At 55.4% G+C, this 23,491-nt stretch carries 21 protein-coding genes; 11 read left to right on the top strand and 10 right to left on the bottom strand.

Going from position 1 to position 23,491, the window contains the following annotated elements; translation table 11 throughout:
• Positions 1 to 8: 8 nt before the first annotated feature.
• The 3 genes from QTL96_RS24915 to QTL96_RS24905 form a co-directional block, all read right to left on the bottom strand.
• Entirely contained in the window at positions 9 to 1,025 is a 1,017-nt protein-coding gene (locus tag QTL96_RS24915; RefSeq protein WP_289729596.1) for a DUF3095 family protein, read from the bottom strand.
• Between the two features lie 163 nt (positions 1,026 to 1,188).
• Positions 1,189 to 2,313 (bottom strand): ATP-binding protein, encoded by a 1,125-nt coding sequence (locus QTL96_RS24910; protein ID WP_289729595.1) that lies wholly within the window; start codon positions 2,311 to 2,313, stop codon positions 1,189 to 1,191.
• Between the two features lie 456 nt (positions 2,314 to 2,769).
• Complete coding sequence (locus QTL96_RS24905; RefSeq protein ID WP_289729594.1) at positions 2,770 to 3,369, bottom strand: TetR/AcrR family transcriptional regulator; 600 nt, start codon at positions 3,367 to 3,369, stop codon at positions 2,770 to 2,772.
• A 187-nt stretch (positions 3,370 to 3,556) separates the two neighbouring features.
• Between QTL96_RS24905 and poxB the strand changes: the two genes are divergently transcribed.
• Positions 3,557 to 5,284 (top strand): ubiquinone-dependent pyruvate dehydrogenase, encoded by a 1,728-nt coding sequence (gene poxB, locus QTL96_RS24900; protein ID WP_289729593.1) that lies wholly within the window; start codon positions 3,557 to 3,559, stop codon positions 5,282 to 5,284.
• 51 nt (positions 5,285 to 5,335) lie between these two features.
• Here poxB and ilvC read toward each other — a convergent pair whose 3' ends face one another.
• Both ilvC and QTL96_RS24890 read right to left on the bottom strand, forming a co-directional pair.
• Entirely contained in the window at positions 5,336 to 6,355 is a 1,020-nt protein-coding gene (ilvC, locus tag QTL96_RS24895; protein WP_289729592.1) for a ketol-acid reductoisomerase, read from the bottom strand.
• 404 nt (positions 6,356 to 6,759) lie between these two features.
• On the bottom strand, positions 6,760 to 7,266 hold the full coding sequence (locus QTL96_RS24890; protein WP_289729591.1) for a hypothetical protein: 507 nt from the start codon (positions 7,264 to 7,266) through the stop codon (positions 6,760 to 6,762).
• 140 nt (positions 7,267 to 7,406) lie between these two features.
• On the opposite strand from QTL96_RS24890, the gene QTL96_RS24885 reads away from it, so the two are divergent.
• Positions 7,407 to 7,991 (top strand): TetR/AcrR family transcriptional regulator, encoded by a 585-nt coding sequence (locus QTL96_RS24885; RefSeq protein WP_289729590.1) that lies wholly within the window; start codon positions 7,407 to 7,409, stop codon positions 7,989 to 7,991.
• A gap of 70 nt (positions 7,992 to 8,061) precedes the next feature.
• Positions 8,062 to 8,799, top strand: coding sequence for an SDR family oxidoreductase (locus tag QTL96_RS24880; RefSeq protein WP_289729589.1), 738 nt, complete (start codon positions 8,062 to 8,064; stop codon positions 8,797 to 8,799).
• 872 nt (positions 8,800 to 9,671) lie between these two features.
• Here the strand turns inward: QTL96_RS24880 and QTL96_RS24875 are convergent.
• Together QTL96_RS24875 and QTL96_RS24870 are read right to left on the bottom strand one after the other, a co-directional pair.
• Positions 9,672 to 10,640 carry a quinone oxidoreductase gene (locus QTL96_RS24875; RefSeq protein WP_289729588.1) on the bottom strand — a complete coding sequence of 323 codons (969 nt, stop codon included), beginning with the start codon at positions 10,638 to 10,640 and terminating at the stop codon, positions 9,672 to 9,674.
• A 68-nt stretch (positions 10,641 to 10,708) separates the two neighbouring features.
• Positions 10,709 to 12,322, bottom strand: a complete 1,614-nt coding sequence (locus QTL96_RS24870) for an FAD-dependent oxidoreductase (protein ID WP_289729587.1) — start codon at positions 12,320 to 12,322, stop codon at positions 10,709 to 10,711.
• A 159-nt stretch (positions 12,323 to 12,481) separates the two neighbouring features.
• Between QTL96_RS24870 and QTL96_RS24865 the strand changes: the two genes are divergently transcribed.
• Positions 12,482 to 13,411: an aldo/keto reductase gene (locus QTL96_RS24865; RefSeq protein ID WP_289729586.1), complete on the top strand. Its 930-nt coding sequence runs from the start codon at positions 12,482 to 12,484 to the stop codon at positions 13,409 to 13,411.
• Positions 13,412 to 13,906: 495 nt separating this feature from the next.
• Positions 13,907 to 15,382: a catalase gene (locus QTL96_RS24860; protein WP_289729585.1), complete on the top strand. Its 1,476-nt coding sequence runs from the start codon at positions 13,907 to 13,909 to the stop codon at positions 15,380 to 15,382.
• Positions 15,383 to 15,450: 68 nt separating this feature from the next.
• Here QTL96_RS24860 and QTL96_RS24855 read toward each other — a convergent pair whose 3' ends face one another.
• Entirely contained in the window at positions 15,451 to 15,759 is a 309-nt protein-coding gene (locus tag QTL96_RS24855; protein ID WP_289729584.1) for a hypothetical protein, read from the bottom strand.
• 68 nt (positions 15,760 to 15,827) lie between these two features.
• Entirely contained in the window at positions 15,828 to 16,937 is a 1,110-nt protein-coding gene (locus QTL96_RS24850) for an MFS transporter (RefSeq protein WP_289729583.1), read from the bottom strand.
• A gap of 499 nt (positions 16,938 to 17,436) precedes the next feature.
• Between QTL96_RS24850 and QTL96_RS24845 the strand changes: the two genes are divergently transcribed.
• On the top strand, positions 17,437 to 17,781 hold the full coding sequence (locus tag QTL96_RS24845; RefSeq protein WP_289729582.1) for a hypothetical protein: 345 nt from the start codon (positions 17,437 to 17,439) through the stop codon (positions 17,779 to 17,781).
• 39 nt (positions 17,782 to 17,820) lie between these two features.
• On the opposite strand, the gene QTL96_RS24840 is transcribed toward QTL96_RS24845, so the two are convergent.
• Positions 17,821 to 19,584: a cytochrome c biogenesis protein DipZ gene (locus QTL96_RS24840; protein WP_289729581.1), complete on the bottom strand. Its 1,764-nt coding sequence runs from the start codon at positions 19,582 to 19,584 to the stop codon at positions 17,821 to 17,823.
• Positions 19,585 to 19,976: 392 nt separating this feature from the next.
• Here QTL96_RS24840 and QTL96_RS24835 point away from each other — a divergent pair, with 392 nt between their 5' ends.
• The 5 genes from QTL96_RS24835 to maiA all read left to right on the top strand — a co-directional run bounded on the left by QTL96_RS24835 (position 19,977) and on the right by maiA (position 23,478).
• Complete coding sequence (locus QTL96_RS24835; protein ID WP_018896442.1) at positions 19,977 to 20,714, top strand: response regulator; 738 nt, start codon at positions 19,977 to 19,979, stop codon at positions 20,712 to 20,714.
• Entirely contained in the window at positions 20,711 to 22,030 is a 1,320-nt protein-coding gene (locus tag QTL96_RS24830; protein ID WP_289729580.1) for a HAMP domain-containing sensor histidine kinase, read from the top strand. Before QTL96_RS24835 ends, QTL96_RS24830 begins: the two co-directional genes overlap by 4 nt.
• 149 nt (positions 22,031 to 22,179) lie before the next feature.
• Positions 22,180 to 22,596: an organic hydroperoxide resistance protein gene (locus QTL96_RS24825; RefSeq protein ID WP_018896444.1), complete on the top strand. Its 417-nt coding sequence runs from the start codon at positions 22,180 to 22,182 to the stop codon at positions 22,594 to 22,596.
• 63 nt (positions 22,597 to 22,659) lie between these two features.
• Positions 22,660 to 22,827 (top strand): hypothetical protein, encoded by a 168-nt coding sequence (locus QTL96_RS24820; RefSeq protein WP_018896445.1) that lies wholly within the window; start codon positions 22,660 to 22,662, stop codon positions 22,825 to 22,827.
• A 15-nt stretch (positions 22,828 to 22,842) separates the two neighbouring features.
• A complete protein-coding gene (maiA, locus tag QTL96_RS24815; RefSeq protein WP_289729579.1) occupies positions 22,843 to 23,478 on the top strand; it encodes a maleylacetoacetate isomerase in 636 nt (211 codons plus the stop codon).
• Positions 23,479 to 23,491: the final 13 nt, after the last annotated feature.

Raw genomic sequence — 23,491 nt, 5'->3', positions numbered from 1 at the left:
CGTTCGCGCTATCCGTTGAGCCGCATCATTGCTGCGGCACGTGCATATCCACCGTCCGCTCCGTCGAGAAAGTGAAGGTGAGAATTTTCACCGCCACCCGGGACGAGACAGGTCATTATGGCATGGGACTGTCGGTGAAGGCCGTAGCGCACCAGTGACGATGCGACAGCGCGTCGTAGTATCGCCTCGATCTGTTCGACTTCCTGGGGCGTGCAATCGACAGTCAATCTGAGGACATCGTCGAACTTTCGGTAATCCGAATTAGAAGCGACGACAGCCCAAGTTTTATCATCAATGCTTCTGCGGCCATCCTTCCGCGCAGGAACACGGAGAGGAACCGGGCTCGCATTACCATCGGCACTTTCGAAGACCTGGATGATTTGACGCGCGATCTGGCTGAAGATGAGATCGGAGGTGCTGTCCATGGGCTCTACGAGCAACGAAAGGATAACTCCGCGCTTGCTCTCGAACGGGTTCCACTCGCACGACAGGCCATCGAGGTTGGGCGGACGCAACTCTTCATCGCCAAGCCCCACCGAGAATTCACCCCTTTTCAGTTGTTGTTCCGCCCAGCGGACGCCGCCCCCCGCGAACATGTAATATGTCGCGTCAGGTGAGACAGCATACCTTGCGATACTAACATCCCGACCATTCTTGCGAATGTCGCGCAAAGGGATCACGCCTGCGCGCATCTCGAGATTGAAGCTCTGTTCAGAGAGTGCAACGACCTGCCTAAGTGCCGCAACTGCTTTGAGCTGATGGGCACTCGGCAGTGCGAAAGTCGCACCATCGCCCCCAAAACTGAACGGAAAATCGAAAGAGCCGATCGCATTCCCGACTGATGCGATGATTGATGCTCCGAGAAAATTGACGTCCTCGTATCGGCCCTGCCTAATTGCCTCTGTTGATCCAACGACGTCAGTCATGCCGACAATCCAGTCGTCAGGCAGCGGCTCATAGATTGAGCGGTCAAGCACGCTATCGAACTTGCGATAGACTTGTGTATGAGAAGGCAATTCGCTCATGTCGAGCCTCGGATGTTGAAACCACGGAGGAGCGCGATCGCTCAGCTAGCTTACTCCGTGAGAAGAACACCACGATGTATCGCGGTTATTTCGAGATTGGGCTGAATTGCAACGAACTGTTTCCATCAAGGCCGTGACACAGTTCGATACAATCTAAGTTCGATCAATCGGCTTTAAAAACGATCTGTGCGGCAAGCCCGCCACCAGGGCGGTTCTCGAGCATCAGCGTAGCGTTCATTTCACTTGCTAGCTGCTGTGCAATGGCGAGACCCAACCCGACTCCGGGTGTATTATCCCCAAGGCATTGGCGAAGTTTAACAAAAGGCTGTTTGACGGATTCTATCAGCTCCGGAGCTATCCCCGGTCCACGATCCATAACGGCGATGACAGTTTGTCCGTTTACCGATTTGGAAACCCTTATTTCCGCCGCTCCCGCAAACTTCAAAGCGTTGTCAATGAAGTTTGACAGAATGCGGCGCAAAGCTGCGGGCTTTACTGTTCGCACCCCATTAATCTTACCGTCTATGGTGACGTCCCGGCCGGTGTCCTGGTAATCGAACACGACGCTCTCGATGAACGAACGCAAATCGGTCGGCATGTCCTTCTCATGACTCAGGTGCGAGTTGCGTGCATAAGCTATGCCGTCTCTCACAAGCCGCTCGGCTTCTCGCAAGTCTCTGAGCAACTTCTCCTGCTCGGGAAACTGATCAGCCAACTCCACGCGCAGGCGCATCCTCGTGATCGGAGTTTGCATATCGTGAGAGAATGCCGTGAGAAGCCGAATCCTCTCTTCAACCTGCGAACTAACCCTTTCCGACATTGAGTTGAACGCCTTGGCCGCCATTAGCGCTTCGCATGGGCCATCCTCCGGCAGTCTTTCAACCTTACCATGAATTCCCAGCCTGTTTGCCGCCGCTGCAATGTCGCTTAGCGGACGAAGCATCTGGCGAACAAGATAACCTGTCGTCACCACGACAAATAAGGTTGATGCCGCAAAAGTCCCGAGTGTCCATTGAGGCGCTTGAAGATCTCCGAAGGCTATCAATGCAGCGTACGCCGCGAGCGGGCCTGTCAACGGGATGATCAAGAATCTGGATTTGAGAGACTTGGGCTGAAGCCATGACAAAGCTCCCAACCCACGCCGAACGGCGCTCTGGAAAAACAGTTCGGATATTCGAGCTACGCCGTATGACAGCCGCCTCTTCCTCAAGGTCGGGCGCGAGGAACGCCGTTCCTGCTCAGCATCCGCATCCTCGGGAAGCCAAAAATCGTCCTTGATAACCGACATTATCGCCTCCCCTCTCCCAAAATCCAACCTCGCGCGACGCGCAGCAACCCGCCCAGGTCGCTTAAAGGCTCTACTCCAACCCGCCGATTTGCGACGCCCCCGAGCAAGGGAGATGGTGTCAACTGCTCCAAAGGTTCGGGCATGCCTGCATCTCCTCAGCTGGCCAGGCGTAGCCTAACCTCCTATCGACAACTCAAGCCCTCCATCTCGCTCCAGCGGTCGAGTAACTGCGCCTTCAAGCCTGCATCCCTACTTCGCCGACTAACCCGGCTCAGGACTACATTGAAGCAACACACTCGAAGAGCTAACAACTGAGAGCCTTTAAACTTTCGGCAACCTTTTGAAAGGCTGCATCGACAATAGAACAGCGGCTCGTTCCTTTAAAATTTCAGACCCTCCAGTTGTCATTTCAAATGTAATTATCGGATAGAAGCTCGAGTGAACTTGGCTCGCTGACTAACCTCCAATGCTGGAGTTGATTTGGTGAGTTGCGCGGGAAGCATCGGAAATCTGTGAGAAAATTGATGCGAGAGCTTTGTCCAAACCCGCGGAAGCCCCCATCTGTGCCCGGATGATTGCTCCCTCGATGACAATCATAATCTGCGAAGCTACAGCATCTAAGTTCGTTAGACCTGTTCTCGATGCGACGGTGCGAATGTAGTCTTCCAGCTCTGCTTTGTGTTGAGCAGGCTCCGAAAATTCTTCGCCAAACTCCGCGAAAGTGTTGATGAAAGCACAGCCCCTAAAATCACCGCTAGAGAACCAAACGAGAAGCGCGGAACCAAGCGCCTTCAATCCTTCGTCTTGGAGCCGACGTTCGACCTCACCGGTGAACATGTCCATCCAATAAGCGTGCCGTCGGTCGAGAAAGGCCCGGACTAGGTCGGTCTTCGACGGGAAATGTGCGTAGAAAGACATCTTCGCCACGCCAGCCTCGGAAATGATGAGATCAATCCCCGTAGCGCGTACCCCCTGATGATAGAAAAGCTTCGCCGCAGCTGCGAGAATGCGCTCGCGAGCGGGCGTCTGCGCCTTCGTCATGGTTCCGGCGATCATTATTAGCCTCCTATACATCGATACTAACACTATACAGATCGGTCTGTCTATCAAACCGGCCTTCTCAGATGACACACTTTGGACGTCCCATGGCGGTTTGTTTCGGCTTGTATCAGTCTATTGACCGCCAAGTCGGAACCCCCATCTCGTACAAAACTGCTTTCCACAAGCGAACGAGAGGTACGTGATGTCGAAGCAATTGGTAGCCGATGTAATCGTGGACACCCTGCACGCAGCTGGGGTCAAGCGGATCTATGGCGTTACAGGTGACTCGCTGAACGGGCTCAGCGACGCCCTCCGACGGAAGGGAACCATCGAGTGGGTCCACATGCGCAACGAGGAGGCGGCAGCGTTCGCCGCCGGGGCGGAAGCGCAGCTAACCGGAGAGCTCGCCGTTTGTGCTGGCAGTTGTGGTCCAGGGAATCTGCACCTCATCAACGGGCTGTTTGACTGCCATAGAAGTGCCGCTCCAGTGCTCGCGATCGCGGCCCACATCCCCAGCTCGGAAATCGGAACCGGCTACTTCCAAGAAACCCATCCAGAGAAGCTTTTCTTGGAATGCAGCCACTACACGGAACTCGTCTCAACAGCATCCGTCATGCCGAGGCTTCTCGATGTGGCGATCAGGCAGGCAGTTGGAAAGCGCGGCGTCGCTGTTTTGGTTATCCCCGGCGATGTCGCCATGCAACAGGTCGAGACCCCTCGGTCTGACAGGTGGTTGGTTCCCGCCAGGCCGGTAGTTGTTCCTGACAACGCCGAGCTCGATCGGGCAGCCGCACTTATCAACGATTGGGGAAAAACGACGATCTTGGCGGGAGCGGGTTGTGCTGGAGCGCATCGCGAGATTGTCAGCCTTGCTGAAAAGCTGAAAGCTCCGGTCGTCCACGCCCTCCGCGGGAAGGAGCACATAGAGTGGGACAACCCCTATGATGTCGGCATGACCGGCCTAATCGGCTTTTCATCCGGGTATTTCGCGATGAAGGACTGCGACACTCTCCTTATGATCGGAACGGATTTTCCTTACCGCCAATTCTATCCGGAAAGCGCCCGGATAATTCAGATAGATATTGATCCAACGCGCCTCGGTAGGCGGACTCCGATCTCGCTAGGTCTGGTAGGAGACGTCAAGGCCACCGTAGACGCACTGCTCCCACGATTAGACCCAAAGCATGAGCGAGAACATCTCGATCGCTGCCAAGGCCACTATGCCCAGGCTCGAAAGTCGTTGGATGACCTGGCGCAGATTGAGAGGCCCGGCACCGCAATCCACCCGCAGTACTTGGCTAAGGTCATCAGTGAATCCGCAGACGAAGATGCTGTGTTTACATGCGATGTGGGGACGCCAACGGTTTGGGCCGCCAGATATCTAAAAATGAACGGCCGCAGGAGACTGTTGGGTTCGTTTGTGCACGGATCAATGGCCAATGCCATGGTCCAGGCAATCGGAGCGAAGGCAGCGTTCCCGCAGCGACAAGCGATTGCGCTGTGCGGCGACGGCGGATTCGCGATGCTCATGGGGGACTTCTTGACGCTCGCACAAGAAGACCTCCCGGTGAAAGTCGTGATATTCAACAACGGCGTACTTGGTTTCGTCGACCTGGAGATGAAGGCTGCGGGTTTAGTTGAGAGCAACACAGATTTGAAGAACCCAAACTTCGCCGGCATGGCGTCCGCCGCTGGCGTACTGGGTATTCGGGTGGAGGACGGTAGAGAGCTGCAGGCCGCCATAAGGAAAGCGTTGGATCACGACGGTCCGGCGCTTGTGGATGTGGTCACCAATCATGGCGAGTTGGTCATGCCACCAAAACTAAATGCAGACCAGATTGCAGGGTTCAGTCTGTGGATGGCCAAGGCCGTGTTGAACGGCCGCGGAAACGAAGTCATCGATTTGGCAAAGTCCAACATCTTGCGCTAACGCGGACAGGATTGCTGGGTGGACGAACGCGTTGTTCGCCCACCTCTCAAGTCAGTTGATCGACTTATCAACAAGTCGGTTTTTCGCGATCCACGGCATCATCGCCCGGAGACGCGCGCCGACCTCTTCGACCTGGTGGCTGTCGTTCAATCGGCGGATGCCTTTGAAGCGAGACCCGCCAGCCTTGTATTCCTGCATCCACTCGGAGGTGAACTTTCCGGTTTGAATATCTTCCAGGACGCGTTTCATCTCCGCCTTGGTTTCGGCAGTGATAATTCGAGGGCCGGAGGCATACTCACCCCATTCTGCCGTGTTGGAAATGGAGTAGTTCATGTTAGCGATGCCGCCCTCATGGATGAGGTCCACGATCAGCTTCATTTCGTGAACACACTCGAAGTATGCCATCTCGGGTGCATAGCCTGCCTCGACAAGCGTCTCGAATCCCGCCCTCATCAACTCGACAAGCCCTCCGGCGAGAACCACCTGCTCGCCGAACAGGTCGGTCTCACATTCCTCGCGGAAATTGGTCTCAATCACGCCGGCTCTTCCGCCTCCGATGCCGCATGCATAGGAAAGCGCTACTTCCAACGCGTTGCCTGAAGCATTGTGGTGGACAGCTACGAGGCACGGCACTCCACCACCCTTCTGGTACTCACTACGGACAGTATGGCCCGGTCCCTTGGGAGCGATCATTACCACATCCAGAGACTCCTTTGGCTCGATAAGGCCAAAATGTACGTTTAGGCCGTGGGCAAATGCGATCGCCGAGCCATCGCGAAGATTGTTGGCGATCTCGTTTTTGTAGATATCCGCCTGGAGCTCATCAGGTGTCGCCATCATCAAGAGGTCACCCCACTTGGCGGCCTCGCTAACTGTCATCACCTTGAAGCCGTCCGCCTCTGCCTTCTTCTTCGTCGAAGAATCCGGCTTGAGCGCGATCACGATGTTGTCTGTTCCGCTATCTTTGAGATTAAGAGCATGAGCGCGGCCTTGAGAGCCGTAGCCCACGATGACAACGTTCTTGGATTTGATGAGATTGAGATCAGCATCCCGATCGTAATAAACTCGCATTGGAGTTCCTTCCCATTTGCTAGCTATTCTGCTGCGGAGGGTCGACTTCCAACCAACCGCGAGAGACCTTTTTTCACAGGGAAGTTTTGGGGAGGTTTCAGAAATCGGGAGATGTCTTCCGTCGAACTACATCGGAAATTGGTTCGTTATCGATGTAACCGTTTCTGCGGCGTTGGCTGTATTTTCGCCATTGCGCCGGAGCCAGCTTTTGCCAGAGTGAGCGTGGCGTTCAGCGCTCCTAACCGTTGTGTGCCGTTCCCCTCGAAGAACGGGCGTTTCGTTCTTCCATTTACGGGCCATTCGTTCCAGCGAACGAATGGCCCCTTTTTTTGTTCGGACGCACCCCACCTGTTGACGTGCTGACGAGTAGCGTCATTGCGGCTTTCCAAACCGGACTAACACGACTAGCCGGCGTCGTCTCCCTGTCCGCCGCGACTGTCGTCATTACCATAGCTGGCTTGAGGTAGATCAGAGGTAGCGCTTGCACCCGCTTTGTCGGATAACTCACGCTTGAGGCTATCGGCGATATCCTTTTCGATCGCGGCCCGATCATCACTCGACATACCTCGCAGCGACTCTTCAGTCAGTCCGTGAGCGGCCAAATATCGGGCGCGCATCATCTCAGCTGGCGACATGCTCGCGATCTTCGAAAGTTCCGTGACCAGCGAACTGTGCCGGGATTTAGCGGAGACCTCGGCGTCGGTCTCATCATCTATGGTCGCCTCAATCCCGATCTGCGACGCCACGAGATCATCAGGCATCGATGGCGGCGCAATTACACGACTACTGTCAGCGTTCTTGCGATCCAATGCCCCTGTGAAGCTGTCTCCTAGCGAGACATTGCTTCGCTCGTTTAACTGCGTTGAGCGATTGACAGCGTGAGAACTTAGAAATCCACGTTCGATCTGCATTTGATCACCTCCTGGTTGCCCGGGCAGCAATGATCGGTCATCCATGCGCCAAGCTTACGCGCTTAGGTTGCTACAATATGATACAAAAAACCGGGATGCCCGTTATTGACAGATCAGTCTATAACCCTTAGCTTTCTCTCATGGCTAGACCAAGAGAATTCAACCGAGACGAAGCTTTACAAAAAGCAATGGCCGTGTTTTGGGCGAAGGGTTTCGCTGCGACATCGACCGACGACTTGTTGGAAGCAATGAAAATAGGCCGCCAAAGCCTATACAATGCCTTCGGCGATAAACGCCAACTGTACATCGAGGCGCTTACTACATACCAGCGCAACGTTACCGCAGCCCATCTCAAGCGTCTTAACGATACGCCATCGCCTCTACAGGGCATTGAGAACCTTCTGACTGGCCTGGTTGCCGAAGATGAGCGGGTTCGGAACCTCGGATGCATGGGCATTGGATCGGTAGGAGAGTTCGGCGTGATGGATGAAGAGCTAGTAGCGCTTCGTTCGAGAGTGAGCCAAGCAATCGGTAAAAGAGTTACCGAGCGAATAATCGAAGGTCAGGCACTCGGCGAAATCAGTCGTCGCCTAGACCCGAATGAGTCGTCAGCCTTTGTTCAAGTGACAATGAGCGGACTTCAGCTCGCAGCGCGAGGTGGCGGAGGGCTAGACGATCTACGGTCGACGGCTCGTTTCGCAACTGAGCGGCTGCGAGCCACCTAGAACTTGGAATGCCAAGTGGCCTTTTTTTAGCCAATTATGGACTGAACTGTCAACAATGGAGAATATGACGATGACTGAAGTAAGCACAACTCAGAAGACTGCACTCGTATTTGGTGGCGCACGTGGTATCGGGGCTGCTGCCGTCAAGCGCCTAGCCGCGGACGGTTTTGCTGTCGCATTTACCTACGTTTCTCGTCCTGATAAGGCGAACGAGCTTGCATCTGAGATCGAAGCCGCAGGCGGAAAAGCTCTCGCTATTCAGGCAGACAGCGCACATGCCGACGCGATCCGCAGCGCAGTAGGCTCCGCGGTAAGCAAGTTCGGCAAGCTGGATACCGTGGTGGTCAATGCTGGTATCTTCAAGATGGCATCTGTTGAAGAAGTCAGCGTAGAGGACCTGGACCTGATGCTGAACATCAACGTCCGTGCAGTATTCCTGTCGGTTCAGGCAGCGGTAGCACAAATGAAGGACGGCGGCCACGTTATCACGATTGGCTCCAACGTGGCTATCCGCACCGCGGGCCCGGGTGCAAGTGTCTATCAGTTCACGAAGGCCGCCGTCGCAGCGATGGTAAAGGGTCTGGCAAAAGACCTCGCGCCGCGTAAGATTACCGTCAACAACGTACAGCCTGGCCCGACCAACACGGACATCAACGCCGGTGCTATCGAAATGCTTTCCGATATGAGCCCGATGAAGCGAGTTGCCGATCCAAAGGAAATTGCAGGCCTGATTTCGTATCTCGCCAGCGATGAGTCCTCGTACATGACAGGTGCTAGCCTGACTATCGACGGCGGCTTCGCTCTGTAAGCCAGTACACGGTGGAAAACTCCCGGCCCTAAAGGACCGGGCTTCCCCTTGGCAGGCGATCAATCTGCCAACATGTGGTTCAAGCGCCGCTATCCCGATTGAGCTACTCAGCACCGAGATGTTTCCGCGGGGCGTGCCGTAGATTGGTACGCCCCGCCTGCTTTCAACTGCGAGGTATTCCAGTTAGCGTCCGAAAGTTCATCGAGTGTTCAACGGTAACAGCACAATTATCAACGCATCGAATCTTGCTGTTGTGAAGGGGATTTGGGATTTCGGTGTGACGAACACCCTTTCACTCTGTCTTTGCGTTGCGCGAAGAGGAGATCGATATTCTGTTCGACCTGATCCTGATCCGCGTCGTCGTTCGGATTGTAATCACTCAATTGAGAGCAGAGTTTTTCGAAAACCGAGATTACATCCTCCGCAATACCGACATAGCGCTGATCCAGTTTGGCACTTTGGCAGGCATGAACCGGCTAGCAGCAGTCGACGCCGTCCGAATTGCTTGCCGATAGCGAGGCCTCGGATTCAGTCAGCTTTTGAAAAGAGGCTCACCGCTGCTTTTGCGAGGCGGACGAGCCATCTCTTGACACGCTCACAGAGATTTGGCGGCCTTCCTTCCCAGCCGTATAAAAAGTCGAAGGCCTCAAGTCCGTCGGCTTCGGAGGGCTGTCTACCGCAGACCGACGATGGCGATTGCTCTTTCGAGACGATGGCTTGATCTTCAGTTTTCATCTCTGCATGCTGAGCAGCCTTCAAAACGTGTTGATTACAATTTCACAGCCTCAAGTTACCTTCGTAATCCTGTCAGCTGACCTTTCGCTTCGAGCTATCGAACTCGAAACCTAACGCTAGGGACACCGACGCTCAAACTACGGAATTAGCAATAATTTGCTTGTCGACGTTCGGCTCTCCATATCTGCATGTGCTTGCGCGGCATCGGAAAGCGGGTATTCCTTCCCGATCCTCACTTTGAGCCTTTGCGAGCAGACCAAGTCGAAAAGCTGCCGAGAGAGGATCCTGTAAAGCTTGGGCGTCAGGGTGTAGTTGGGAGGCACGGCGTGACCTATCTTGATGCCATTCGGAAGTGCCGCGATGTCAAAAGCGCGCGGGGTACCAAGGGCGTCGCCATACCAACAAAGAGTGCCGGAAGGCCGAAGACTTTTTATCGACGACGCAAAAGTCGACGGTCCCGAACCATCGTAAACGACATGGACTCCCAATCCACCGGAGAAATCCAATGCCTCTTCCACGAAACTTTTTCCGCTATCCACGACTATGTGGTCCGCCCCAGCCTCCCGAGCAACAGCCCCTTTTTCAGAAGACGAAACACGTCCGATCACCACACCGCCGTTCAATTTAATGAACTGTGTAACGAGCTGTCCGAGGCCGCCTGCGGCAGCGTGAACCAGGGCGATTTCACCCGGCTGAACTGGATAGAACGTATTTGTTAGATAGTTGGCTGTAAGTCCGTGGGTCATGATAGCCGCAGCAGTGCGGTAATCCAGCTCATCGGGAATCGGCACCAGCGCAGACTGAGGCAACGCGACCCTTTCTGCATAACTTGCAAATCCCTGCGCCCATGCCACGCGCTGGCCGGGCAAAAAGGCGCTCACTCCTTCGCCCACTTGCAAAACCCGGCCAGCGCCCTCTATGCCAAGTATCTGGGGAAACTGCATTTCTTCCCAGAAGGCACCGCGCCGCACACCCGTGTCGCGAAAATTCACCCCGGCGGCCATGACTTCAATGAGAACCCAACCGGGATATAGCGGGGGATCAGGCCAGTCGGTGTATGCGAGAACGGCTGCCGCTCCGATTTTCTGCATGATCGCTGCTCTCATGCCCGGTCCTTTCACTAATTTCGCAAAGCTAACTCATTGCCGAGTGCCCCATCGCCGCTAGCGAAATTTCACCAGGAGAAACGTGTCTCGACATCGTTGTTATCGTATGTCGGTTCGTCTCCACCGGTTATCCGACTACGAACCAGCTCAGCAGCACGCTCTCCAATCACAGTGCACGCTGCCATCGGACCGGTTGTCGGCACCTGCGGGAAAATAGAAGCGTCAGCCACCATCAAGTTATCTATGCCGTACACACGTAGCTTGCTGTCGACGACTGCCATCTCGTCACGACCGATTTTAGCGGTACCAACGTGATGACCCAGCGTGATGGCATTTTGCATGATAAAACTATCCAGATCGGCGTCGCTGCGAAAAGGTTGGGAAAGGCTAGCGTCAAGCAGGACTTTCAGCGACGCTTGGTTCGCGAGCTCGCGCGTCGATCGTACTGCAATCCGCGCGGATCGTAGGTCTTCCAGCTGGCTGAAGATATTCGTGTGAACGTCAAGTTCATCATCGGATCCGGTCAGACTTACCGATCCCCTACTTCTGGGGCGCAGAAGACCTGTCAGCAACACCGAGGCGGACTGAAGCTCATGTTCGGAATGTCGCACTCCCGGGCTGACGAGCGGCATGGTGCTGTTAGTGATCTCAATATCGGGGCCGCCTGCGTGTGAGTTTGCGCTTATATACATCGTTGCGCCGATCCCATTTCCGGCGGGAGCCGTTAGCGAGCCTCGATTATAGAGGGTTGGGACGTAAAGGTGATCTTGCAGGTTTTTGCCGACCCCGGGGAGATGGGCAGTCAAACGAATTCCTACTCGTTTCAGCTCTCTCATGTCGCCGATGCCCGATTGCAACAGGATGCGCGGGGTATTTAGAGCTCCGGCCGACAGGATTACCTGGGTCATCGCGCTGAAGCGGACGATTTCTCCATTGAACATTGCCTCAACGCCGACGGCCTGGCCTCCTTCGATCAGCACCCGGCGAGCGGGAGTATTGGCCAGAATCGTCAGGTTTTGCCGGTGTAGTGCCTTTTGGAGATATGAGCCGAAAATGGTGATCCGTTTGCCGGCCTGTGCGGTAGTTTCCGATAAGGCGCAGCCGTTTGCTGCTTCCATCATCAAGCCGTTGGGATTCAGGAAACGCGGAACTCCGATTTTGCTCGCGGCGTCCAACAGCGCCGACGACAATTCATCGTTGTCAGGTGATTGGTACACGTCAACCGGGCCACCCTTTCCCCGACCGATGTCCGTCAAGCCATGATGATTCTCGATGCGATCGTATACCTTCAGAACTGCTGGATAGCCCCACTCAGCGTCCCCTGTTGCTTCTGCAACCCGATCCCAGTCTGATTTGTGTCCTCTCGCCCAGATCATCGCACCGATGCTCGTGCTGCCTCCCGCCATCCGGCCCATTGGCATCTGTAGTGATCGGCCACCGAGCCCTCGTGCAGGCCTAGTGGTAATAGACCAATCCTGCGGTCCGCTTATGCTCTCCGTCCACCTTGCAGCGTCATCCACCGCGGCCGGGTATTCCATACCGCCTGCTTCCAAGAGCAAAACGTTGATGTTGGGATCATCCGATAGACGTCGTGCGATCACCGATCCAGATGCGCCTGAGCCGACAATAATAACATCGTACCTCCGCCGAGCCCTGTCAAAAGATATGGGAATCGCAACCATCTGATGCCTCTAGCGCAAAGATTTTCACTGCGGGCGTTATGGAAGATCGCTGTGTCGAAACGGTTATAGGCGCGACAAGGAACGTTACAATTGCAAGGTTGCGATGTGATCGCAGGGTGCTAGAAGCTGTGGTGCTGCGCTAAATGACAGGGAGGTCAAATGCAAAAGATCACGCTTGGAAGCTCGGATGTCCGTGTATCACGTATCATTCTCGGAATGATGAGGATATCGCAAATGGATTCGCCATCCATTCGTGAACTATTTGATTCAGCTAGAGCATTAGGGATCGACTATTTCGATCATGCGGACATCTACGGTGGATCGCCGCACCGATGCGAGACTCTGTTTGGCGAAGCGGTCCAATTGACTGCGCAAGATCGCAGTGAAGTCGTGTTGCAGAGCAAGGTCGGTATCAGGAATGGGTTTTTCGACTTTTCTAAAGAACACATTTTGGATTCCGTGAACGGCTCGTTGAGAGCGCTGAAAACGGATTATCTAGACGTTCTCCTGTTACATAGACCGGACGCACTGGTCGAACCCGAAGAAGTCGCGACGGCGTTCGATCAGCTTTCAGCAGAAGGCAAAGTCAGAAAGTTCGGGGTTTCCAATCACACCCCTGGCCAAATTGAGCTTTTGAAAATCGCAGTCAACCAGCCGCTCGTCGCCAATCAAATCCAGCTTAGTGTCGCCCATGCACCATCGATCGCTTCCGGCCTCTCTGCGAACATGGCGAACCTCGAACAATCGGTTGATCGCGATGGTGAGGTTGTCACCTATAGCCGGTTGAACTCGATTACCCTTCAAGCATGGTCGCCCTTCCAGGGCGCGCTAACGGGTGGGATTTTTCTAGGCAATCTACAGAGCTACGGCGCGTTGAACACGGCATTGGACGAGATCGCCGCCGAGTATGGCGTGACGCCTTCGGCTATCGCCGTTGCATGGATCACAAGACATCCAGCCAATATGCAGGTTGTGCTCGGCACGACCAATCCCGTGCGCCTGGCAGACGGGGTCGCTGGCGCGGACATCAAGTTGACTCGGGAGCAATGGTACAAATTGTACAAGGCTGGTGGTTACGTTCTGCCTTGAGCGAAAGGCTGCCGCCGGGCGGAGCTGACCGATGCGAGCCGTCACCCCTCAACTAGAAACGGACCTCGAAGATGTTGCAAGTGACAGCATCAATTTGCGTTGACGCGACATGCGTCAACGCCCGGATCAAAAGGCGACGCTCGCATCAACTATATTAGGCGGCTGGCCTTTCCGTCGACGAAGGTCGTCCGAGGGCGATGAGGGTCACACAGCAATTCGTCTGCACGAACGAGTTTGTCAGAGTCGATACAATACGCAAATCAGTACAAAGGACTGGTTACAACGCTTTTCATTGAACTTCAGGTTACTGGGCAGATTGTGAAAAGTTTCCAAATTTCAGAAGCTTGCATCCAGAGAGGCCCAAACCGCAGAGCTACAATACAATACATTTTACCCTCTTCAAGTTATTGTATTTATTGACTTATTATACATCTGCCGCGCAGGTTCTGGCGGTCGGTTTTTTTGGCCGTTTCACCCCGCTAACGGATGGCAACTATGAGCAAACTCACCACCTCCTTCGGTGCACCTGTTCCCGACGACAACAACACTATTACGGCTGGTCCACGCGGTCCCGCGCTGTTGCAAGATGTCTGGTTTCTCGAAAAGATGGCGCATTTCGATCGTGAGGTCATTCCCGAGCGTCGAATGCATGCCAAGGGTGCTGGCGCATTCGGGTCATTTACCGTCACACATGACATCACCCGGTTCACACGCGCCAAGATATTTTCTGAGGTCGGCAAAAAGACGGAGATGATGGTCCGCTTCTCGACAGTTGCCGGCGAACGCGGTGCCGCCGATGCCGAGCGTGATATCCGTGGCTTCGCGATGAAGTTTTATACCGAGGAGGGCAACTGGGACCTCGTCGGGAACAACACACCGATCTTTTTCATCCGCGACCCCTTAAAGTTCCCCGATCTTAACCACGCCGTAAAACGTGATCCACGCACCGGCATGAGAAGCGCTGAAAACAATTGGGATTACTGGACCAACCTCCCTGAAGCGCTTCACCAGATCACGATCGTGATGAGTGATCGCGGCATTCCCAAAAGCTGGCGTCATATGCATGGCTTTGGTAGCCACACATACAGCTTCATCAACGCACAGAATGAGCGCCACTGGGTCAAGTTTCACTTTCGGACCCAGCAAGGCATCGAAAACCTCACTGACCAGGAGGCAACCGATCTCATCGGTCGTGACCGAGAGAGCAGCCAACGCGATCTCTTCGACAACATCGAGGCGGGAAACTTCCCGCGCTGGACGCTTTTCGTGCAGATCATGACCGAAGACGAGGCTAACTCGTACCACTTGAACCCGTTCGACATCACAAAGGTCTGGCCAAAGAAGGACTTCCCCCTCATTGAAGTCGGCGTAATGGAGCTGAACCGCAATCCGGAAAACTTCTTTGCGGAGATCGAGCAGGCAGCGTTCGCTCCGAGCTCGATCGTTCCTGGGATCGGCTTTTCGCCAGACCGCTTGCTTCAAGGCAGGCTTTTCTCATACGGCGACACTCAGCGTCACCGCCTCGGCGTAAATTACTCACAGATCCCCGTGAATGCTCCAAAGTGCCCGTTTCATAGCTATCACCGCGATGGCGGGATGAGGATCGACGGCAATGGCGGACGTACTTTGTCCTATGAGCCGAACAGCTATGGCGAATGGTCTGCTCAACCAGATTTCTCGGAACCCCCGCTGAAAGTCGACGGAGCTGCTGCGCGTTGGGACCACAGGGTCGACGACGATTATTTCTCGCAACCTGGCGATCTGTTTCGACTGATGACTGAAGCCCAACAGCTGGTTCTGTTCGAGAACACCGCCCGCGCGATCTACGGTGCGTCCGACCGGACAATTCAACGGCATATCGACAATTGCACAAAAGCCGACCCGGCATACGGCGCAGGGATTGCACAAGCGGTCGAACGCATTCACAGGGCAAAAGGCGCGCCCAATCCGGCCACGGATGCGGCCGAGTAACCTACCCCTGCAAAGAAGCCTGCGCCGACAATTTGGCGCAGGCTCAGCTCAAGCAATTCAGAATCTAATTATCTGCCGAGCCAACGGTATTCGGCGATGGAGGCACGACCCGTCTTTTTGTCGTAGAGACATATAACGCTGCTCATCGTCTTCGCCTTACCACGGCCAACAGAGCCGCGTAGTAGCACCGCGATCTTTCCCGTTGCGTCGTCAAAGACGACCGGGGCAGAAGCTTCAGGTGTGTCGAATCCGGATTGGCCAATGCAGGTTCCATTCACTTTTGCAAATAGGGCGTTCCACGCGCCATCGCTCGAAGCCGATGCGTAGTGGCCCATGGTGGTGGCCAGAGCCAGCGCCAAAATTGCTTGTTTTCTCATTCCGATTTCCTTGGGTGTCCCAATTCAGGTTACGTCGTCGGGTGGGACTGTTCTCGCGACGACAGCTCTCAAATTTTCTTCGCCAAAGCGGTGATACAGAGCAAAAGCAGACTCAGAAGGACGAAGGTGCCAGACAAAGCGATAAAGTTTGCAAGGAAGCCGATTATGGCCGGTCCCATCAGAATGCCCGCATAGCCAAGAGTCAAAACAGCTGGGACGGCGACATTCTCGGGAACGACTTTTTGCCGAGCGCACATGGAAACCAACACCGGGAACAGATTAGAGACACCCGCGCCTACCAAGGCAAAGCCCAAAAGCGACAAATGCCAGGTGGGAGCCACGACGGAAATCAAAAGACCGGCAGAGGAAAGTACTGCTCCAAGTGCAACGACCGTGCGTGAGCCAAGCTTGTTGACAACGATGTCGCCGAAAAGTCGACCGAAGGTCATTATCAGTGCGAAGACCACGTATCCTGCACCAGCGTGCTCGACTGCCATCGCCTTGGAACCTGAAAGGAAGACCGCGCTCCAATCGAGGACCGCGCCTTCAGTCAGCGCAGCAATCAACGCGAAAATACCAATGAGCAAAATGGCCAACCGCGGCATCGCGAACGCCTGTCCGGCTTCGCCACCATATGTCAGGCAATACGGGACGGCAGCGGCGGTGACGGTCAATGCAAGTGCAACTGCGGCCCATGTGGCAGTGCTGACAGAGAAACCGATGGAGAGCAGTAACGCAACGCCAGCGGCTCCTATAAGACCACCAGCGCTGAAGCAGCCGTGGAACCCCGACATCATAGCTTTCCCACTGTCACGCTCTACAATTACTGCCTGAACGTTTGCCACGCAGTCAGCTGCGCCGATAGCTGCTCCGAAAACCAGAAGTGTTGCGGCCGTGTACGCGACAGTCGGGGCAATGGGGAGGATCGAGAGCGCCACACAGACCACCAGACCTGAGATAAGCATCACGCGGCGGCAGCCGAAGCGATGTGCCAACACTCCTGCGAACGGCATAGTAAACATCGAGCCCAATCCCAGACAGAGCAACAACGCCCCCAGCGCCCAGTCGTCGATGCCGAGCCGCAGCTTCACGTATGGGATCAGTGGAGCCCAGGCCCCCATGCAAAACCCGGGGACGAAAAAAGCCATCCGGGTCGCGTTCTGTTCCCGAACGGTCATTGTTCTAGCCAACATGCGAATCTTCTCACGGCAAGGAGTTGGGATTTTGAGGATGATGGATTAGCTCGAAAACACGTGAGCGTGTCCAGACGAATAGAGGGGTAGTTCTTAGCTACTCAGCCCGTAAATCAGTGCCAGCTAGCACATAGCAAACATTGCATCCGGATGCGGCACGAGACCGCTTCGATGCGTCAACTCTAAAAATTGGCGACCTTTCCTCAGTACAAACAATAACTTAACAGCATCTCTCTGCTTTGAGAGAGGCCAAACGGTGGTGCCATGCGGGCAACTGAGGCGGCTCAAATGCTATCCATTTCGCGGTTTTTAGCACGACAAACTTTGCCCAGAAATCAGGTTACATCTGAAACAGAGCGGAGCCTGGTCGACAGAATTGCCATACGCTACATCTGAAGTCACATTTTGAACCGGCCAAACATTCCGGTCACATCGCTTCATGAAGATGGTGCTCGCAATCGAAACCAGCGGGTGGACCAGTTGAATGGTAAAGATCGAGTTTTTGACGCGTCCGTTTCAAGTGAATGACATCAAGGAAAGATTGGACGGCATTCCAATTTTCGAACTCATAGTGTCGGATGCGAAGCACACGCTAGATGGCGAGCCGCCTGTTGATGTGGTGCGTGGAGTTGAGTGCGCCAGTGAATTTGCGCCGTGCGCCAAGGTCGAGATATATACTCGCGCGGCGGCTGCAAGCTCGATAGTTGCGGTTCTTAGCACGAACGAGGACCAACGCGATATCGCGGAGACGATGATTGTCTCCGCGATCGACGCCACCTTCGAAATCGGCTTTAACTCGGGCCGAGATCATATTGAGGTCGCGGCATGAGCGCTGCTCGGCAGCTTTGTTAGGCCATTAGTTGGTTGGTCAGCCAAAGGTGAAAGCGTATGCCTGGACGCCGGTGTCGAGGAACTTAATCTCAAAGGTTCTCGGCGCGACATCACCCATCTGTCTCACGAGCTGATACAACTTTGTCTCGGTCACAACTCCGTTGCCTTCAGCATCGATATCTGTGCCGTGGTCGGCTCCAGGAGGCTCACCATCGACCGTCACCCGAAATCGGACTGGCTTACCATCTGCGCCAGGCCCTAACACGAGATGCAGATCACGGGCACTGAACCGGTAGGTAATGCCACCGTTCACCTCGTCCAGGCTCGCCGCCTCGCCCCCAACAGTCCAAGCGCCCGAAAGCCCCCACTCGTTAAGCCCGGGATTGCCTGGCGCGTAGTCATGTCTCTCATCCGCCTGCAGACCGCCGGGCGACACGAAATTGGATGCCTGGCTGTAACCGACATAAGTTTCGCCGGAACGCAAGGTCGCCAAGTTGGCACTGACCTCGGCTCCGCTCGCACTGGGCTTGGACGATACGTTCGACACATCGGCCCGGCCCGCCTCTCGTAGGAGATCCTGAATAGCCTTTTCGGTCTGACGGTAGCTCCCCTCGCCAAAGTGGCTGTATCGGCTCTGGCCGGCGGCATCGATCAAGTAGTGGGCAGGCCAGTAGTTGTTGTTGAACGATCGCCAGATAGAGAAATCGTTGTCGATAGCTACTGGATATTCAATCTGGAAATCGGCTACAGCCTTGCGAACGTTATCGACATTCTTCTCAAAAGCGAATTCCGGTGCATGGACGCCGACAACGACCAGACCCTGATCCTTGTACTTCTCAGCCCACGCACGGACGTATGGAACCGTCCGTATGCAATTGATGCATGAGTACGTCCAGAAGTCGACAAGAACAACCTTGCCCCGTAGATCCGCCGCGGTGAGTGGCGGGGAGTTCAGCCACTGGACAGCACCGTCAAGAGAGGGTGCGCGCCCCTCGTTTGGCAGATCGCTCTTGAAGGGCACGGCCTTATTCGCAACAACCGACGCAGCTTCGCCGTTTGAGGCCTGTTCAGTCTGGGTGGGCGTTCCGTGGATCGTGTTCAGGAGAGCCTGTTCAATGACACCGGTGCTGGCGTAGGAAAACCGCGCCAGGATACTGGTATCCAGGCCCAATCCGATAGTGACAACGCCTGCCAGAACAGCTACGCCCAAGGCCTGCCGTATCCGTTCGCTCACCCCCAGCGACCCCTTCATGGCTCGAAATACCTTGCCGCTAACCAAAAGAGCGACAGCGAGAGAGGAGGCAGCACCGGCCGCATAGCTTACGAGAAGCAGAGTCGTCTGGATATTGGCTCCCTTGAGGGCAGCGCCGGTCAGCACGAGACCAAGGATCGGTCCCGCGCACGGAGCCCACAACAATCCTGTCGCGAGCCCAAGTACAAGAGAACTCCATGCCGTAGCTGGGGCGGTGCCGGTGGTGTTGAGTAGCTTGTTGCCGAAATCAACGGCCGGCTTCGTGAGACCATTGGCGACCCGTGTCGAAAGCAAACTTACGCCGAGAAGCGCGAGGATGACCAGCGCTGCAAGTCGACCATATTCGTTCGCCTGGATTGCCCAGCTTCCGCCTACGGCCGCAAGCGATGCAACAACCCCGAACATCAGCACCATTCCCAGAAGCATTGGAAGCGTGCTTCGGACGAATGGCTGCCCTGCTCGGGAAAAGACAAACGGGAGTATGGGAAGGATGCATGGGCTGAAGATTGTCAGCACACCCCCGAGATAAGCAATGATGAGAAGTGTCATAGTCGTTTCCCTTATGCAGTTGATCTGATGCCCGAGAGCAACAATTTCACACTAGATGGGGGTAACGACGTATCCGGGATGTGTCGGGTTCAGCTGCAAACTGTATCGCAACGTAGCAGCCAACGCCCACACAGCAGACGGATACAAATTTTTGAGCCCGGACGCGTCTAGACATTTGTATCAAATTGTATCTGGATGCCGGAATGTTACAAACGCATTCATTTTGCGTCGCGCGCGACACATCTGAGATACATCGCCGTCATCTAATAACAAATCCGTGAAGAGGTATGCAGCGTTATCGGCTTATGTCGTTGGCGCTCGTCGCGTTTGCGGGTTGGCAGGCTTGAGCATGGAAGTTGCAGGATCATCAGCAAAGGTTACGGGGTAGAACCATGGAGCATGTCGATCACATACTCATCGTCGACGACGACAATGAGATCCGGGAATTGGTCTCGGGCTATCTAAAGAAAAACGGCCTCCGCGCTACTGTCGCTGGTGACGGTCGCCAGATGCGCACCTTTCTGGAATCGAACGTCGTCGACTTGATCGTGTTGGACGTCATGATGCCTGGCGACGACGGATTGATACTCTGCCGCGAGCTGCGATCCGGCAAGCACAAAGCTACCCCTATCCTGATGTTGACCGCCCGCAGCGACGAGATGGACCGTGTTCTCGGATTGGAAATGGGCGCGGACGACTACCTCGCCAAACCATTCGCGGCACGCGAGCTTCTCGCCCGCATCAAGTCTGTCCTGCGGCGAACGCGGATGTTACCGCCGAATTTCCAGGTATCGGAGCTAGGGCAGATATTGAGGTTTGGTGAATGGCGGCTGGACACGGTCGCCCGCAATCTCCTCGATGAGAGTGGTACAGCCATCGTGCTCAGCGGCGCGGAGTTCCGCCTGCTCAGGGTCTTCATCGACCATCCTCAGCGGGTTCTGAACCGCGACCAGCTGTTGAACCTCACACAGGGTCGTGATGCGGAGATATTCGATCGGTCGATTGATCTTCTGGTAAGTCGCCTTAGACAACGGCTCGGTGACGATGCGCGCGAACCCATTTACATAAAGACGGTCCGCAGTGAAGGCTATGTCTTCTCAGTGCCAGTCGAGTCGGGATTACCGGAATGACCGCCTCACCGCTGCGGATGCTGTTGCCTAGCAGTTTGCGGTCCAGAATGTTTCTCATTCTGCTGCTGGGCTTGGCGGTCGCCTACGGCTTGTCATTCAGTGTGCTTTATGTCGAACGATATATGTCCGCAAAGGCGGTGATGCTCGGCACTCTTGAAACCGATGTCGCCACATCCATAGCAGTTCTCGACCGTCTCCCTGCAGACAAACGCTCCGACCTCACCGACCCGCTGAGCCGTGGAAACTATCGGTTTGTTCTTGGCTCCGGTCAGCCTGGAATTCCGGACAAGAGCGTCAAGGGTGCTGAGATTGCGGACACTATAGGGGCCGCAATAGATCACAAGTTCCCGATACGGATGGAATCCATCCCCGGCAACGTGGAGAGATTACAGGCTCATCTGAAACTATCGGACGGCACTCCTCTGACAATAGACATAACGCCCCGCGCGATCATGCCTCTGGCGGCTTGGTTGCCTTGGGTGTTTTCCTTGCAGATGGTCTTCATCGCAATACTGGCGTGGCTTGCGGTTCGGCAAGCCTCCCGTCCGCTAGCCGATCTGGCCGCAGCGGCGGACGCCTTGGACCCCATGAAACGCGGGCCGGCCTTGAGCGACCGGGGACCAACCGAGGTGGCGCATGCTGCGAAGGCATTCAATGCAATGCGCGAGCGAATTGCCCATTATCTCGAGGAGCGAGTTCAGATACTCGCAGCAATATCACATGACCTCCAGACGCCTATTACTCGCATGCGACTAAGAGCAGACCTCTCCGACGACAGTCCCGAAAAGGCGAAACTGTTAAACGATCTGGCAGAGCTGGAGCAGCTCGTTCAAGACGGGATCGCATACTCCAGGAGTTCGCACGGGAACGGTGAGAAGGCTACAAGGATAGACATTGCCTCGTTTATCGAGAGTATTTGTTACGATTACCAGGACACGGGCAAAGCGGTCACGTTCACCGATCTGGCCAGCGGTACGACGATCACAAAACCTCACGCGCTTCGACGCATTCTTACGAACTTCATCGACAATGCCTTGAAGTTCGGCGGCAGTGCGGAAGTTGGAGCAGTCCGGGACCAAAGCAATGGGATTGTCATCTCGATAGGCGACCGCGGTCCGGGCATCCCAGAGGACCAGATCGAGGCCGTCCTTCAGCCATTCTTCAGGCTCGAGCAATCGCGCAACAGAGATACCGGCGGGTCAGGGCTCGGGCTTGCAATCGCTCAGCAACTTGCTACCGCGCTCGGTGGAACGATGCGCCTGGCAAACCGTCAGGGTGGCGGTCTCGTAGCGGAAGTGCACCTGCCAGCCCGATAGCTTTAGAGACCTCGGCCGCAGCGTCTCGGGCGCTTCGCTACTGTTCGTTACAAAATAGCATGTTTCCGGAAACATGCCTGATACGTCGGTCACTCAATACTCTCTCGTCAACAACGCCGCACAACTGCGGCTCGAATGAGGAGTTCGCAATGACTAAGATCGACAAGGTACTTTACACTGGACGGACGCATACGACCGGTGGCCGTGAAGGCGCGGCGCTCAGTGACGATCGCGCCCTGGACATTAAGCTTTCGCCTCCGGGAAGCGGTCGCGCCGGCACCAATCCGGAGCAACTCTTCGCCGCCGGCTGGTCCGCTTGCTTCATCGGCGCTCTCGGCATTGCAGCTGGGAAGCGTAAAGTTGCTCTCCCGGCTGGCACTGCAGTCGATGCGGAGGTCGATCTCGGTCAGAGCGACGGCGGATACGCTCTCCAGGCACGGCTGCGAGTGAGCCTGCCCGACGTTGAACCCGAACTCGCACGCGTTCTCGTCGAGGAAGCGCATCAGACCTGCCCCTACTCGAAGGCGACGCGCGGAAACATCAACGTCGAACTGAACCTGGCCTGAGCTAGCCGTGTATCGTTCAAACTAGAAGCGGACGGGCATCTGGCCCGTCCCAAGGAGTGAACCATGAAAATCGCAATCATCTGTCTGCTTGCCATTACCGTTCTCGCCGCGCCATGTATCTACGACATCACCTCGAACGAGCCCTCCCCTCTGAATGGCCTCGTGGCAGCGGTTCAGCCGGGCAAACAAGCAATCAATAGCTACACTGCCGCAAGCGAACTGTTGTTCTAGCGCGAGGCCCCCCAGATGAAGCTGTATCTCAACGAGGTATCATCGGCCGCGTCACGTGTCCGGATCGCTTTGGCACTCAAGGGCCTCTCTGTCGAAACTCAACAGATCGGCATTCTTGGGCTCGAGGCTGAAAGTCGAAAGAGCGACTATCGGCGCATCAACCCGCTAGGACTAGTGCCAGCACTAGAGACTGACGACGGCTTGTTGATCACTCAGTCCCTCGCTATCATCGAGTACCTCGATGAGTTGAGACCCGATCCGGCTCTTCTGCCAACCGCACCGGTTGAGCGCGCGCTGGCTCGTTCTATCGCTCTGTCCATCGCATCTGAGATACACGCGCTCCTTACGCCGCGCGTGGCCTTGCATTTAACCGACGCGTTCAACGCCGACTCCCAATCGACAACGGCTTGGAACCGACATTGGGTTGGGGTAGGTCTCGACGCGGTGGAGCGACTGCTACACCAGAACCGAAGAAGCGTCTTCGCGATCAACAGCATTCCGACTGTCGCGGACATCTTTCTATATCCGCAAGCGATAGGGGCGAAGCGTCTCGGGTTCGATCTAGGACGGTGGCCGAACATCTCGGATGTGTTTAGCCGGCTGGAGACCCTGCCTGCGTTCGCTGAAAACGCTCCTGCTCCGCGCAAGTAGCAGTATTATCGCG

It is taken from the genome of Rhizobium sp. S163, from assembly GCF_030380805.1.
GTDB lineage: Bacteria > Pseudomonadota > Alphaproteobacteria > Rhizobiales > Rhizobiaceae > Rhizobium.
Note: the sequence above shows the minus strand (reverse complement) of the source record. Positions and strands in the feature narration are given on the sequence as shown.

Coding starts and splice junctions, on each gene's coding strand:
- QTL96_RS24915 (WP_289729596.1), bottom strand. CDS start 1,025: ATGAGCGAATTGCCTTCTCATACACAAGTCTATCGCAAGTTCGATAGC.
- QTL96_RS24910 (WP_289729595.1), bottom strand. CDS start 2,313: ATGTCGGTTATCAAGGACGATTTTTGGCTTCCCGAGGATGCGGATGCT.
- QTL96_RS24905 (WP_289729594.1), bottom strand. CDS start 3,369: ATGATCGCCGGAACCATGACGAAGGCGCAGACGCCCGCTCGCGAGCGC.
- poxB (WP_289729593.1), top strand. CDS start 3,557: ATGTCGAAGCAATTGGTAGCCGATGTAATCGTGGACACCCTGCACGCA.
- ilvC (WP_289729592.1), bottom strand. CDS start 6,355: ATGCGAGTTTATTACGATCGGGATGCTGATCTCAATCTCATCAAATCC.
- QTL96_RS24890 (WP_289729591.1), bottom strand. CDS start 7,266: ATGCAGATCGAACGTGGATTTCTAAGTTCTCACGCTGTCAATCGCTCA.
- QTL96_RS24885 (WP_289729590.1), top strand. CDS start 7,407: ATGGCTAGACCAAGAGAATTCAACCGAGACGAAGCTTTACAAAAAGCA.
- QTL96_RS24880 (WP_289729589.1), top strand. CDS start 8,062: ATGACTGAAGTAAGCACAACTCAGAAGACTGCACTCGTATTTGGTGGC.
- QTL96_RS24875 (WP_289729588.1), bottom strand. CDS start 10,640: ATGAGAGCAGCGATCATGCAGAAAATCGGAGCGGCAGCCGTTCTCGCA.
- QTL96_RS24870 (WP_289729587.1), bottom strand. CDS start 12,322: ATGGTTGCGATTCCCATATCTTTTGACAGGGCTCGGCGGAGGTACGAT.
- QTL96_RS24865 (WP_289729586.1), top strand. CDS start 12,482: ATGCAAAAGATCACGCTTGGAAGCTCGGATGTCCGTGTATCACGTATC.
- QTL96_RS24860 (WP_289729585.1), top strand. CDS start 13,907: ATGAGCAAACTCACCACCTCCTTCGGTGCACCTGTTCCCGACGACAAC.
- QTL96_RS24855 (WP_289729584.1), bottom strand. CDS start 15,759: ATGAGAAAACAAGCAATTTTGGCGCTGGCTCTGGCCACCACCATGGGC.
- QTL96_RS24850 (WP_289729583.1), bottom strand. CDS start 16,937: ATGACCGTTCGGGAACAGAACGCGACCCGGATGGCTTTTTTCGTCCCC.
- QTL96_RS24845 (WP_289729582.1), top strand. CDS start 17,437: ATGGTAAAGATCGAGTTTTTGACGCGTCCGTTTCAAGTGAATGACATC.
- QTL96_RS24840 (WP_289729581.1), bottom strand. CDS start 19,584: ATGACACTTCTCATCATTGCTTATCTCGGGGGTGTGCTGACAATCTTC.
- QTL96_RS24835 (WP_018896442.1), top strand. CDS start 19,977: ATGGAGCATGTCGATCACATACTCATCGTCGACGACGACAATGAGATC.
- QTL96_RS24830 (WP_289729580.1), top strand. CDS start 20,711: ATGACCGCCTCACCGCTGCGGATGCTGTTGCCTAGCAGTTTGCGGTCC.
- QTL96_RS24825 (WP_018896444.1), top strand. CDS start 22,180: ATGACTAAGATCGACAAGGTACTTTACACTGGACGGACGCATACGACC.
- QTL96_RS24820 (WP_018896445.1), top strand. CDS start 22,660: ATGAAAATCGCAATCATCTGTCTGCTTGCCATTACCGTTCTCGCCGCG.
- maiA (WP_289729579.1), top strand. CDS start 22,843: ATGAAGCTGTATCTCAACGAGGTATCATCGGCCGCGTCACGTGTCCGG.